This is a genomic window from Syntrophorhabdaceae bacterium (genome assembly GCA_028713955.1).
GTDB lineage: Bacteria > Desulfobacterota > Syntrophorhabdia > Syntrophorhabdales > Syntrophorhabdaceae > UBA5609.
The window spans coordinates 1-12494 of sequence record JAQTNJ010000085.1 but is presented as its reverse complement, the minus strand read 5'-3'; the positions used below and the strand labels follow the sequence as shown (position 1 = coordinate 12494).

Below are 12494 nucleotides of genomic sequence, written 5' to 3'. Positions count from 1 at the left end.
CTTGTCCTGTAATGGTCGCCGGCAGGGGAGAGAAAAACCTGTGTCTTGTGTTTCAGTCTCCGGAACGATTTGCTGTGGGTTATCCTGTCCCTGTCGTGCTGGAATGCGGGCCGTATGTCGCATTCAGGTTCTGGTCTCAATCTGCCCCTTGTCTGACTGCTTTTCTGTGCGAATGGAGAGAGTATATACTCTTCCCTTTTTTCCAATCGTTCCCGGATATCCATAGGCTTGAAAGTCAATAGGTAATGTATCATAAGAACAGGACTATTTCAATTCTGTAAATACCTGTAAAACCGGTTTGTTGCCGGATGTGGTGATAAAAAAACCGTACCTTGAGACGATTCTGTAAAAACCTGCTTGACAAAAATACCGGGGAATTGTTATATTTATTACATAGATAACTGAGAAACATAATCAAAGATGCCCTCCAATCATTTGATTAGGGCATTTTTTGTGTTTTGGAGCCAGACATGAGTATAAAAAATTTCAGCGAGATAAAACACTTAATCGATGTAGGCATGGAAAAGGGTTTTCTCACCCCCGACGAGATCAACGATATCCTACCGCAGAACATCTTTTCACCGGAAGACATTGAAGACATCTTCGATTTTCTCTCCGAGTCGAACATAGATATTGTTGAAACTATTAAAGAAAAGATAGAGACACCGGAAGAAGAATCCCAGGAATGGGGAGAGATAGAGAAATTTCCATCGGAAAGGACAGATAATATCATCTGGGCCTATCTCAAGGATATCGGCAGGGTGTCATTACTTACCTCTGATGAAGAATACACGATAGCGAAAAAGATAGAAGAGGGTGAGCGCAAGATACGCAATCTTCTTTTTGATCTGCCCCATGCTGTCCGTGAGCTTCAGGAGCTGGCGTCTCAACTGAAAAAAGAGACCATCAACATTATCGATGTTATTAAAAACATTGATGAAATGAACTATACGAAGAAGGATGAAGAGAAATACAAGAAAAAGACCATCTCCCTCATAAATAGCGTTAAGAACCTTTTTGAGAAGAAGGAAGAACTCCACAGGAAGATGACCGGCGTCGATGCTGCCACAAGAAAACAATATGATAAGAAGTTCAAGGCCGTTGAACTGAAGATGGAAGAGACCCTTATCAACCTCAATCTGAACAAGAAGATCCTTGAAGAGGTGATCAGGAAGATCGGCAGGCAGCTCAAGTTCATGGACGACAGAGAGGTGAAAAAGGTCAAAAGAAGATTGATGGAGATCGTGGCCATTGAAAATGGGCTCAAGACAGTAAAGAACAGACTTATCCAGGCAAATCTAAGGCTTGTTATTAATATCGCAAAGAAGTATCTCAACAGGGGCCTCTCCTTCCTCGATCTCATACAGGAAGGGAATATGGGTCTCATGAAAGCGGCAGAAAAGTATGACTATCAGAAGGGATACAAATTTTCCACCTATTCTACATGGTGGATACGCCAGGCTATCACGAGGGCGATCGCAGACTATGCGCGGACGATCAGGGTCCCCGTCCATGTGCTGGAAACGATGAACAAGATCACGAAGGTCACCATATCCCTTTTCCAGGATCTGGGGAGGGAGCCAAACCTTGACGAGATATCTTTGAAGGCCGGTTTGCCCCTTGAAAAGGTACGGAAGATCATGAAGGTCTCAAACGAGCCGATCTCTATCGAGACCCCTATCGGTGACGATGAATCAAAGCTCGGTGATTTTATTGCAGATCCCAAGTCACCCTCACCATTCAATGAACTTGTCGGCATCTCCCTTAAAGAAGAGATCGACAAGGTTTTGTCCACCCTTACCCCGAGAGAGGAAAAGGTGATCAGGATGAGGCTTGGTATCGGCGAGAAGACCGACTATACCCTTGAGGAGGTTGGCGAGGTCTTTGGCCTGACCCGCGAGCGCATCAGGCAGATCGAGGCAAAGGCATTACGGAAACTGAAACACCCGTCACGGAGAAAAAGACTGGATAGCTTCCTGGAATAGAGAAAGAAACTACGAAGATCAGACGATGAGAAGGTGAGGCTGGGAACCAGCCTCACCTTTTTTATATTCGATTATCTACTCTATAGACGTTGCAGAGGCAGTCGTTGTCGCCGATTGTTCCTTTATGGCTGACTGCTGATGGCTGATAGCTGTATGTTGTTCGCTGCTGTCTGCCATGATCTGCTCCGCTGTTTCCCGGATCTTCGCTATCTTATCCGGCGAGAAGGGTTTGATGTTTGCGTATGATGTATCGAGGGTATTGTGGGGTCTGAATTCCTGGATCGTAAACCGTTTTGCGTGGCGGATATATTCTGCGACCTCGTAGACGTCTTCTTCACGGTGGAGGAACGGCACAACAGTCATCCTGAATTCATAATCCACCTTTCCTTCGAGGATGAACCGGATGCTCTCTTCAATGTTGTTCGTGTTTACATCAACGCCGCACCACCTCTTATACCTGCCGATGGGCCCCTTGACATCCATAGCGACATAATCGATGAGCCCGTCATTTACGAGCCCTTTCAGCATAAAGGGTGATGATCCGTTTGTATCGAGCTTGATCTTAATGTCCTCTGACCTTATCCGGCCGATGATGTGAAAGAGATTCATATGGATCGTTGGTTCACCGCCGGTAATAACGACCTTGTCCACCCATTTTTTGTACTTTCTCAGGTTGAGGACAATGTGTTCCAGCGGTATCTCTTCCATCGTATCATAATGGAGGACAAGATCGGTATTATGGCAAAAAGGGCACCTGAAGTTGCACCCGCCGGTAAAGATTACCGATGAAAGGCAACCCTTCCAGTCGATAAAGCTCGTCTCCAGAAAGCCCCGGATGGGGATGTTATGTCCCATGCACGACATGCAGGACCTCATCGATATTCGGTACGTTTCCCCTCCACTCACCGAGCCAGTTCTCTGTTTCATCCTCAACAACGATCGTCGGCAATGCCATGACACGATAATAAGTGGCCTCGGTAAGTCCTTCCAGGGTTCCTACATTGAAGTCATTTACATCGACGTTTTTTTCCTGGAGACTGTCTTTCAACCTTTTTGCCATCGGGCACATCGGACAGTCATCTTTGTAGAAAATTTTTACGATCCCCATTATATTACCTCCCTTTATTGGTTCATAGTTGACAGCTCATGGCTCATAGCAAATTATAGAAACGTTATTCATTCACCGCCTTCTTCTTTGTCTCCGAGAAATATTCTATGTTTCTGTACCTGTCTTTCAATTCCCCCAGTTTACCTTTGTTCCAGCTTGAGACCTTGGTAAAATACCCGGTGATCCTCGTTATCCCGTCGACGTCCAGGGACCCGCAGTAAGAGCACGTATCAGCAAGCCCTCTTGAGGTCCGGTGGCATTTGTTGCAGGTGGTGAACTCTGGAGAGAAGGCTATCTGGTCATTCGTTGTATATTTGAATGTCTTGATGACAAAGTCAGAAACGGCCTCCCGCGATGGATGCGCCTCGCCGAGCCATACATGGGAGATCGAGCCTGCCTCTATAAGCGGATGGAAGATACCTTCGTTCGTGACCCTCTCGATGGGATTCATGGCCTGTTTAACGTTCAGGTGTGTGGAATTCGTGTAGTATATCTCGCCGGATGCGATGTCACCTTTGACAACCCTTCCCGAGAGCGGTGAAAAGTACCTCATATCAAGCCTTGCAAACCGGTAACTTGTGCTTTCCGCAGGTGTCTGTTCGAGAACGATCTTCATGTTCTCCTGTCTCCTCATTTTATCTGTCAGGAGGTTCATATGGGCCATCACCTTGATGCCGAACTTCAGCGCTTGTCTGGACTCGTGCATCTCTTCACCGGTGTGGATCTGCACCAGTTCGTTGAGACCGACCATGCCAACGAGATGAGAGGCAAGGTTAAACCGCAGGTAGGGCATCCCGTCCCTGTTCATCGTAAGAAGCGCCAGCGGGCCGTCCTCTCCGAGGGAAAGCAGTTTCTCCATAAAGACCCTTTTTTCTTTATGGGCCTTCACGGCAAGGACGAACCGCTCTGTAATGAGGTTAAACAACTGTGTATCGTCATTTTTCGCAAGGTAGGCAAGCCTTGGAAGGTTAAGGGAGACATTCTGGAGGGCGCAGTATCTCATCCTCCACGGTTCTTTTGCATCGAGGAGGTCCTTTTCATCGAGCTTAAAGCTCAGACGGCAGCACTCGGAAATCTTCGCCGTTTCACCCCGGTCGAAGACATAGTATGTATTGCCTTTGTCTGCTGCTACATCTGAAATGAGGTTGAGAAAATCCATATGGCCCTCGGTGCGGAAGAACTTCTCTGTCATGTGGACAAGCGGTTTCGGGAAGAAGAAGGGTCGTCCGGCCCCGTCACCTTCTTTAAAGACCTCGAAGAGTACCCATGCGAATCTCTGTGCTTCCTTCTCATATTCCCCGTAGGTCTTGCCGGTGAATTTCCCTCCGGGACCAATAGCAGGGACATTGACAAAGTGTTGCGGTATCTCCCAGTATATATTGATGTCTGTAAAGATGGCCTGTCCGCCACGGGCAACGGCCTGCTGTGAAAATTCGAATATAAGCATCTGGGCAAGCTGTTTTACATCGCCATCACTCATGCCCTCCAAATAGGGGGCGAAGAAGACGTTGATGGCATCCCATCCGATTGCGCCGGCGAAATGGCTCTGGAGGGCAGCGGCGAACTTGACGAGGTGGGCGAGGAGGACCTCAGGGTGTTTTGCGGGTTTTGCCATCGAGAGGGAGTGGGGCAGGTCGAGGCCAAATTTTTTGATGTATTCAAGAGACTGGCCGCTGCAGTATGGCCTGTCGATAAAACCGAGGTCATGGAGATGGATATCGCCGTTCATGTGGGCATCAGCAACGTCCTGCGAGAATACGGAAAGGAGGGCGTATTCCTTCTTGATGTTCTCGGAAAGGGTGAGGTTTGTTGCCTCAGGACCATGGGGTACGTTGGCGTTTTCTTTATTTGGATGGAGGATAAGGCTATCCACGTCGTAAAGGGGCATCCCGAGTCTCGTGTGCATCTTCCTTGTGTTTTCCAGACCTTTTTCGATCAGCTTTGCGTTTACAAGCTCCCTGATGAGAGGCGCCGTAATGACCTTGATGCCGGATTTCCGTATCATCTGCTCAGCATCTTTGCTGACTTCATTTGCGGTATCACGGTCGACTAAGGTCTCCCGTATCAGCGCATCAACGATCTTTGACCGGTCCCAGTCGGCTATACTTTCTTCGGAAGTCCTTACAAAAAGATTAAGATCCGTTGTTTCCATTCATACCCCCTTTTAACGTTCAAAATTGCTCAAAATTGTTTAATTTTGCTTTCGGAAAAACAACCCCACCAACAACCCCTCACCCCACTATATATAGTATCGACACTAAATATGTCTACTATATGTAGCTATTTAACAGCGGGATTATCTTTTTGTCAAGGATTTTTTAAATATTTTTTTTGAGGATGTTACAAATTTTTTCAGGTCTTGTGGATAGGTTAGACAAGTTTACAATAATCTTATGTGAACATTGTTATGTAACTAAATGATATAACTATTTATTTAGCACTATGTTGAAATGTTTAATCTCGTTGTAAGAGTTTTCGTATGGTCTCGGCAATGGTAGAAGAAAGTAACCCTCCCCCTGCCACGAGGAGGATGATCCCGAAGATTAATGATCCGAAAGCCACCTCGGCCCGGCTGTAATAGACATCCCTGATAAAGAGTATACCAAAGACAATCATGACTATGGACAGGGTAAAAAAGACTCCAAATACAAACCAAAAGAATATCCTGTTCAGTATTTTATTCATGTATCCTCTTTATATGTTTTGTGATTTCAACGCGTCGGCAGCATCTTCCGGTGTGATGGAAACAACGTGAAACTCATCTTCCCTCTTGTACTTGGAGGATCGGAAATCTCTCGGAAGTATCTCTATGTACCAGTGGAAATATTCGTGAATCGGTATATCTTCACCGTGAATGACCTCATTGGGTATGTTTGGAGATGTGTGAAAGACAAACGTATACGCATTGGCCAGTTTTTCAACGCGCTTCATAATGTCAAGCATGGCCAGGGCGAAATCCTTTTTGATCCCTTCCGTAGTAAGGCGTTCAAAGTCTGCTGCATGAAACCTCGGCAGAATCCATACCTCATAAGGAAACCTCGATGCAAAGGGGCATATGGCGATGAAGTTCGTGTTCATCATCACGACCCGCTTATTTTGCCGCATCTCCTGGCTAAGGATATCGCATAACAGACAGCGTTCTTTCTGAAGATAATGATTCCTTGCATTGGTAATCTCCCGGGCGATCCCGGAAGGCACTATCGGTGTTGCAAGGACATGAGAATGAGGGTGAAAGATGTATGAACCGGAGAGCTCGCCATGGTTTTTAAAAACCTGGATATGCTTGAAACGCATGTCCCGTTTAAGGTCTACAATCCGGTCTCTGTACATATCGAACAGGAGCAGGAATTCCTGTTCACTGAAACCGGACATTGTTTTTGTATGAGACCTGTTTTCTATGATGATCTCGTGGGCGCCGACATTTCCCATCTTATCATAGATCCCCTCAGCCCTCTTGTTCTCATCAACCTCTATGACGAATATGGGGTTTGATGCGGGGAAGCAGCGGACAAGCCAGTTACCCTGAGAGTCCTTGTATTCTCTGATTGAATTGGGGGTTAGATTTTCGTTGCCGGGGCAAAAAGGACAGATACCCGTGCTGCTCGATTTTGTTGTGTGGTATCCGACAACGACCCAGCTCCCGGATACCGGATCTTTCCTGAGTTCTGACACTTTTTACAGCATAGACCATAAAGAATACTTTGTCAACGCACTGTTTCCTTGCAAATCCCCCGGGAGATTATTACAATAACATCCATGGATGAACGCCTTGAACTTCTGATCCATTGCGCCCTTGAATCCGGCAAGATACAGCGTAGATATTTTCAGAAGAAGTTTGACATACGCTACAAGGGAGAGATCAACCTTGTAACCGATGTCGATATTGCCTGCCAGACGCGTATTATAGAACTCATCAGGGGGAGATTCCCGGACGATGAGATCATCAGCGAAGAGAAGGCGAACCGTTATGACGGCGATGCGCGCAGGTGGATCATAGACCCCCTTGATGGTACAACGAATTATGCCCATGGTTATCCCTTTTTCTGCACCTCCATTGCCTTTGAAGAATCCGGTGTAGTCAGGGCCGGCGTGGTCTATAATCCGATCTTTAAAGAACTCTTTACCTGCCGGAAAGGAGAGGGGGCATACCTGAACAACAAAAGGATCTCTGTATCGAAGATAGGGACCCTGAAAGGCGCTTTGCTGAGCACCGGTTTCCCCTATGATCTCCCGACAACGGAGAATAACAACATCAACCACTTTATCAAATTTCTTTATAAGGCGCAGGCAATAAGACGTGATGGGTCTGCCGCGCTGAACCTCTCCTACGTTGCCTGCGGGAGGTTCGACGGTTTCTGGGAGCTGAGACTCAACCCATGGGATATTGCGGCAGGCTGTCTCATGGTGGAAGAGGCTGGCGGGACCATCTCTAATTTCACCGGCAGGCAGCTCAATATCTATGAAGATGATATTGTTGCCTCCAACGGCAACATTCACGCTGCGTTGCTGAACGTTTTGCGGGAGGACACATGAAAGAGTATTCCATCGATGAATTAAAAAACATAGTAAGACCAAAACTTGGTGAAGACGTTCCGTTGCTGCTTTTCAGGATACTGAGGATCATCGGGATCAGGAACCTCCTCGGCGAGACGTCGGGGGCAACGTTATACATGATGGGTAAAAATGTGGGGACCATGCTGGGCGCTGTGGATCTTGGAGATTTCAAGAAGAAGATAGAGGAACTGAAGGTGGGCATTGCCGAGGTTACTGTCATCGATGAAGATCACATGATCGTCAAGTTGTATGAATGTATTACCTGTGCAGGTTTTGGCTACACCGGGGAGATGTTCTGTGATATGGAGAGCGGGATCATAGCGGGTCTCCTCGAAACGGTCTTCAGGAAGAAGGCAAAATCGACCCAGACAAAAAGCTGGTCCGCAGGATACAGCTATTGTGAATTTGAGATTTTCCTGTACTGATCATGGCATCGAAAATAAAATTACTTGAGAAGCAGAAGCATGAGCTTGAGGTAGCGCTCGAGGAGGCAAGCAGCTTATCTCTCGCGAGGAACAAACTTCTTGCGGCCAATATCAAGGAACTGAGCGACATCTACGGAGTACTGAAGGCCAAATTACAAGACCTGAGGCTCCGCGATGAAAGGATCAAGAGCTTCGAAGAGGAGCTTGTGAGGGCCAACAAACTGTCTGCCCTCGGCGAGCTTGCCGGGTCTATCGCTCATGAGATCAAAAACCCTCTCATCTCCATACAGGGGTTTGCCGGGAGGATATTGAAAACCGGAGACAAAGAGAGGATCGAAAGATACGCAAGGCTTATCGAAAAAGAAGCGGAAAGACTGTCCACGGTCCTGATAAAACTCCTGGAGTATTCGAGGATGGATACACCCAGAAAGGAGCGCGTCGAGGTTGACGGGATCATAGACGATACGGTCCTCTTCATGGAGCACCACCTCACGAGATTCAAGAACATCGAGGTCTCCGTAGAAAAGGGCAGGGACGTTCCGCCGGTCATGGTCGACAAGATTCACGTCCAGCAGGCCCTGGTGAACATTATCATAAACGCTGCGCAGTCAATGCCAAAAGGTGGTACAATACACATCCGGTCCGGTGTCGAAGACAAGAACGCTTACATCTCTGTAAGCGACAGCGGTGGGGGTATTGAACCGGAAAATATAGCAAAGATCTTTGACCCCTTTTTTACCACCAAGCCAAAAGGCGAGGGCACAGGCCTCGGCCTTTCAATCTGTAAAAGGCTCATGAAGGCAAATGAAGGGGATATCAGCGTCGAGTCAGTTCCCGGCCAGGGCAGCACCTTTAAACTCCTCATGCCGTTAAGTTCCTGAAGGGGCCCATCGCCATCCAACCATCAACGATTGATACCGTAAAATGTGAAAGGTGAAAAGTAAAAGGTGAAACCCGGACACGTCACCGTAGAGAGCATCGGTGCCGAACTCTTCCCCGCAAACACGCTCATTTCGCTCCAGCGGCTCCAATCGCTCGCGTTCGGCTTCGGAACTTTTGCTTCGCAAAAGACCGAGCTTCCTCGCCTCACGACGGTTTGCTACGGGAAAGCCCGGCACTAATGCTCATCAGTATACCCTGTATTTCACGATTCACTCAATCTTGTTTCTTTCTCCCCTCACGCCTTACGATTCACGCCTCACGGGTTAAAATTCCCACTTCATCCCATCCCGGGCAGCGATAACCTCGACACCCGTCTCTTTCTGCAGTTTTTGCGCAAGCAGGTGCGGTTTCTCCTGGATTATGTTCATGCCGAAATGGGTGAGGATTGCCACCTGTGGTCTTGCCTCCAGAATGATCTTTCGCACGTCATCGAGGGCAAGGTGTTGAATGGTATTGTGGCTTCCTAAAGGTTTTGACCTGAGGACATTGATGATGAGGCAATCTGCATGGTAGTGATCCGGTAAGCCTTCGAAAAACCTCGTGTCAGTGATGAGCCCGATGGTCTTGCTGAGGTGAAAGATAAGTCCGTATGTCTCCACAGGGTGCCTGTGGCGGACCGGGGTGCTGAAGGCAACATCCTTGACCGAGTATTGCCCTTTCTCTGTGAGTATGGTTATCATTTCAAGATGCCGGCGGACATACTGGAATACAACAGCGTCCTCTCCTATGGCGTCCTGCGGGCAGAATAATATCCCCCGCTTTTTGAAGCCGCCGTCTGTCATGGCCTCGATCAGGACGTTGACATCGTTCGCGTGGTCGAGGTGTTTGTGGGTGAGGATGATCCCATCCAGGCCGACGAGGTCGGGTCGTTCTTTTGCTGCGTGGACACGCACCAAAGCGCCGGGACCGGGATCGATATAGAGGTTCGTTTCTTTATAGTGGAGCCAAAGGCCTCCTGTTGCCCGCAGTTGTTTCGAGACGACAAACCGTGCCCCGCCGGTTCCGAAAAATTTGATAAAACCTTCCATTTCGTACCTCTTGTGTGGTAGTCTCAGGGGTCAGTATATCCTGCTTGAGGATTTACATGAACGGTATTGCTGAGAACTAAGTTTTTCTAACTGTACTGCTTGTGCTACTGTGTATTATTGTAGTGAACCCCTTGAGGTATGTCAAATTGGATTTAATAGAATACGTCGTCTACGAATCGTCCATGGGTAATATCTGCTTAGTTGCCAAAAATGGGAGGCTCATTGCCCTTGAGATGAAAGGGGAGGACGAATATAAACTCATACGGTCGCTGACTTTACGATATCCGGAAAGCCTGAGGACAGAAAGACCCTTTAAGAAGGTCCGCCTTCTCCTCGACAGGTATTTAAGGGGTCAGAAGGTTGATTTTGATATCCCGGTCGATGTCTCGGCAGAGACCCGGTTTACACAAAAGGTTCTCCGGGTGCTTCAGGGTATCCCTTACGGCGAGGCAAGAAGTTACCTCTGGGTGGGCAGGCAGATAGGGTACACAATGGCCGCACGGGCTATCGGGCAGGCGGTGAAGAGGAACCCCATCCCCATCATCATACCATGCCACAGGGTCATCCGGGAAGATGGCTCGATAGGCGGTTTCTCTCAAGGGGTCAATATTAAACGAAGACTTCTCGCTATAGAAAAAGTGGAACTACCGCGGCTGCATAGATAATCGGCTATTACCCTGTAGGGACTGCCGGGCATGGCTGCGTATTGCCTCGGCCGTTGAAACAGCGTGTCGCAAAATGCCCTATCATCGCTGTCATAGAATATTATCCGTGCAACAGAAAAAGTGCCGGTCCTGCAATCTACATCTGCCGTTTCCACAAAATACTCAAATCGTTCAGGGTCCACCCTGTCCTGCTGCAGCAATTTTTTGATATTCAGGTATGTGGAACTTCCTTTTCCCGGTACGAACTTGAGGAACGTCTTGGCATTCTGTATGTGTCCCCTCGATCCGTAGGATACTGTGGGACCTACGTACCAGTAGTCCTCTTCGGTCGTCCATACCATATACTCCCAGTTTTCATCCGCTGTTGCATTGGGGACGCAGACAGATAAGCCGATGCCGATCATGGCAATGGTTACCCAGCATCGATGCATTGCGATCCTGCAGATCAACCTGCGTATTGTCCTGCGCAATATCTTAAGCCTCTTCCATATTATCGCCATTCAGAGGCTTTACATAATACCGGTCTTACTGCAAAAGCCTTTGCCACAGTTTTTGATATTCGGCAAGCTTGTTTTTCACATCGTAGTGTTCGATAATGTCGCGCCGCGCCGCTTCTCTCAGGCGGCGCATCCGATCGGGATTGTTGAATACCTCATCCACACGATCAGCGATCTGCTGAGATGAAAAGAAATCACATAATAATCCATTTCGGCCATCTTCAATGATCTCTTCAACGGGAGGGGTTGCCGAACCTATAATGACGCACTGAGCGGCCATTGCCTCCATCATCGACCACGAGAGGACGAAAGGGATAGTGAGGTAGACATGGGCGGAAGAGATCTGCAAAGTCTTGAGGTGGGTTTCATAAGGGACAAGACCCGTAAAATGGACGCGTTTTTTATCGATCGTTACCTCTTTGAGCAGCTTCTCGCGGTAACTTAAGCCGTCAGGCAATTTTTTGCCGTATCGTACCTCATCGCCGCCGGTGATGATAATATGACATTGCGGCCGGCGCCGGCATATCTCTTCCACCGCCTTCATGAAGATATGGAACCCCCTGTAAGGTTCAAGCCCCCGCGCGGTGTAGGTAACGACCTCCATGTCCTTCGTGAGCGTTGTGCCATCAGACAGGACGAGATGTTGATTACCGTCCGGCTTTACCACTTCAGTGTTGACGCCTTCATGGATGATCTCTATCTTCCTGTGGAATTCGGAAGGGTAAAGATTGCGTTGCCAACGTGTTGAGCTTATACCGCCATCGATCGAGACAAGGCTTGCAAGCTGGGTCATGTTCCAGGTACGTATCCGCATGCGGTCGTCGATCGTGGCCGGAAATTCAGGATCGAAGTCGACATCCGCTCCATTCCCGTGATAGTAGAACTCACAGTGTCCTATGAGCGGGACATCGGGGAAGACATCCTTAAAATAGAGTACCTCGCCCCAGCCAATGTGGGCAAAGGTTATGTCAGGCTTAAAACCTTTCTTCCTGAGATCAATAAGACACCGGGCAACGCCTTGTCCGTTCAATACGCCGGCTTCTACCCTGGTCAGGTAAGAATGACCGTTTTTTACAGGTTTGCGGTGGGGTTTGTAAACGCTCTTAAGTACCCTGGAAAACTGTTGATCCCGGATACCCGGCGCCTGGGGCTGGCAGATGCCTACCACCCTGTTGTCCGCCGAGGAGGTAAAATAGTTCGCAAGGTGTCTGAACTGCCCGGGAAAATTCTGGTGGATGATGAGAACGTTCAAATATGGAAAGCCATCCTTAGCAGATGCCGCGGCTGCAC

At 48.2% G+C, this 12494-nt stretch carries 12 protein-coding genes and 2 pseudogenes; 6 read left to right on the top strand and 8 right to left on the bottom strand.

The window, feature by feature from the left end; translation table 11 throughout:
- Nucleotides 1-470 precede the first annotated feature (470 nt).
- Nucleotides 471-809: pseudogene (locus PHU49_08845) on the top strand (RNA polymerase sigma factor region1.1 domain-containing protein).
- Between the two features lie 471 nt (nt 810-1280).
- A pseudogene (rpoD, locus tag PHU49_08840) lies at nt 1281-1985 on the top strand (RNA polymerase sigma factor RpoD).
- 75 nt (nt 1986-2060) lie between these two features.
- Here rpoD and PHU49_08835 read toward each other — a convergent pair.
- The 5 genes from PHU49_08835 to PHU49_08815 form a co-directional block, all read right to left on the bottom strand.
- Nucleotides 2061-2840, bottom strand: a complete 780-nt coding sequence (locus tag PHU49_08835; GenBank protein MDD5244110.1) for an anaerobic ribonucleoside-triphosphate reductase activating protein — start codon at nt 2838-2840, stop codon at nt 2061-2063.
- Nucleotides 2830-3093, bottom strand: coding sequence for a thioredoxin family protein (locus tag PHU49_08830; GenBank protein ID MDD5244109.1), 264 nt, complete (start codon nt 3091-3093; stop codon nt 2830-2832). The genes PHU49_08835 and PHU49_08830 overlap by 11 nt, the downstream gene beginning before the upstream one ends.
- Nucleotides 3094-3157: 64 nt before the next feature.
- A complete protein-coding gene (nrdD, locus tag PHU49_08825; GenBank protein MDD5244108.1) occupies nt 3158-5245 on the bottom strand; it encodes an anaerobic ribonucleoside-triphosphate reductase in 2088 nt (695 codons plus the stop codon).
- 302 nt (nt 5246-5547) lie between these two features.
- On the bottom strand, nt 5548-5778 hold the full coding sequence (locus PHU49_08820; GenBank protein ID MDD5244107.1) for a hypothetical protein: 231 nt from the start codon (nt 5776-5778) through the stop codon (nt 5548-5550).
- A gap of 9 nt (nt 5779-5787) precedes the next feature.
- Nucleotides 5788-6765 (bottom strand): hypothetical protein, encoded by a 978-nt coding sequence (locus PHU49_08815; GenBank protein MDD5244106.1) that lies wholly within the window; start codon nt 6763-6765, stop codon nt 5788-5790.
- 84 nt (nt 6766-6849) lie between these two features.
- Between PHU49_08815 and PHU49_08810 the strand changes: the two genes are divergently transcribed.
- Genes PHU49_08810 through PHU49_08800 form a run of 3 tightly spaced genes read left to right on the top strand, consistent with a single transcriptional unit; the run spans nt 6850 to nt 8953 of the window.
- Nucleotides 6850-7626 carry an inositol monophosphatase family protein gene (locus tag PHU49_08810; GenBank protein ID MDD5244105.1) on the top strand — a complete coding sequence of 259 codons (777 nt, stop codon included), beginning with the start codon at nt 6850-6852 and terminating at the stop codon, nt 7624-7626.
- Complete coding sequence (locus PHU49_08805) at nt 7623-8072, top strand: hypothetical protein (protein ID MDD5244104.1); 450 nt, start codon at nt 7623-7625, stop codon at nt 8070-8072. Before PHU49_08810 ends, PHU49_08805 begins: the two co-directional genes overlap by 4 nt.
- 2 nt (nt 8073-8074) lie before the next feature.
- Complete coding sequence (locus PHU49_08800) at nt 8075-8953, top strand: ATP-binding protein (protein ID MDD5244103.1); 879 nt, start codon at nt 8075-8077, stop codon at nt 8951-8953.
- Nucleotides 8954-9277: 324 nt separating this feature from the next.
- Here the strand turns inward: PHU49_08800 and PHU49_08795 are convergent, their stop codons facing one another.
- Nucleotides 9278-10042: an MBL fold metallo-hydrolase gene (locus PHU49_08795; GenBank protein ID MDD5244102.1), complete on the bottom strand. Its 765-nt coding sequence runs from the start codon at nt 10040-10042 to the stop codon at nt 9278-9280.
- 146 nt (nt 10043-10188) lie between these two features.
- Here PHU49_08795 and PHU49_08790 point away from each other — a divergent pair, with 146 nt between their 5' ends.
- Nucleotides 10189-10707 (top strand): methylated-DNA--[protein]-cysteine S-methyltransferase, encoded by a 519-nt coding sequence (locus PHU49_08790; protein ID MDD5244101.1) that lies wholly within the window; start codon nt 10189-10191, stop codon nt 10705-10707.
- Here the strand turns inward: PHU49_08790 and PHU49_08785 are convergent.
- Nucleotides 10638-11207 (bottom strand): hypothetical protein, encoded by a 570-nt coding sequence (locus tag PHU49_08785; GenBank protein MDD5244100.1) that lies wholly within the window; start codon nt 11205-11207, stop codon nt 10638-10640. The two genes, PHU49_08790 and PHU49_08785, sit on opposite strands and share 70 nt — an antisense overlap.
- A 25-nt stretch (nt 11208-11232) precedes the next feature.
- Nucleotides 11233-12494, bottom strand: a 1262-nt coding sequence (locus tag PHU49_08780; GenBank protein ID MDD5244099.1) for a glycosyltransferase family 4 protein, incomplete at its 5' end; no start/stop codon positions are given.

What these genes read in the sequence shown, in the direction of transcription:
- PHU49_08835 (MDD5244110.1), bottom strand. Translation starts at nt 2,840, where the DNA reads ATGGGACATAACATCCCCATCCGGGGCTTTCTGGAGACGAGCTTTATC.
- PHU49_08830 (MDD5244109.1), bottom strand. Translation starts at nt 3,093, where the DNA reads ATGGGGATCGTAAAAATTTTCTACAAAGATGACTGTCCGATGTGCCCG.
- nrdD (MDD5244108.1), bottom strand. Translation starts at nt 5,245, where the DNA reads ATGGAAACAACGGATCTTAATCTTTTTGTAAGGACTTCCGAAGAAAGT.
- PHU49_08820 (MDD5244107.1), bottom strand. Translation starts at nt 5,778, where the DNA reads ATGAATAAAATACTGAACAGGATATTCTTTTGGTTTGTATTTGGAGTC.
- PHU49_08810 (MDD5244105.1), top strand. Translation starts at nt 6,850, where the DNA reads ATGGATGAACGCCTTGAACTTCTGATCCATTGCGCCCTTGAATCCGGC.
- PHU49_08805 (MDD5244104.1), top strand. Translation starts at nt 7,623, where the DNA reads ATGAAAGAGTATTCCATCGATGAATTAAAAAACATAGTAAGACCAAAA.
- PHU49_08800 (MDD5244103.1), top strand. Translation starts at nt 8,075, where the DNA reads ATGGCATCGAAAATAAAATTACTTGAGAAGCAGAAGCATGAGCTTGAG.
- PHU49_08795 (MDD5244102.1), bottom strand. Translation starts at nt 10,042, where the DNA reads ATGGAAGGTTTTATCAAATTTTTCGGAACCGGCGGGGCACGGTTTGTC.
- PHU49_08785 (MDD5244100.1), bottom strand. Translation starts at nt 11,207, where the DNA reads ATGGCGATAATATGGAAGAGGCTTAAGATATTGCGCAGGACAATACGC.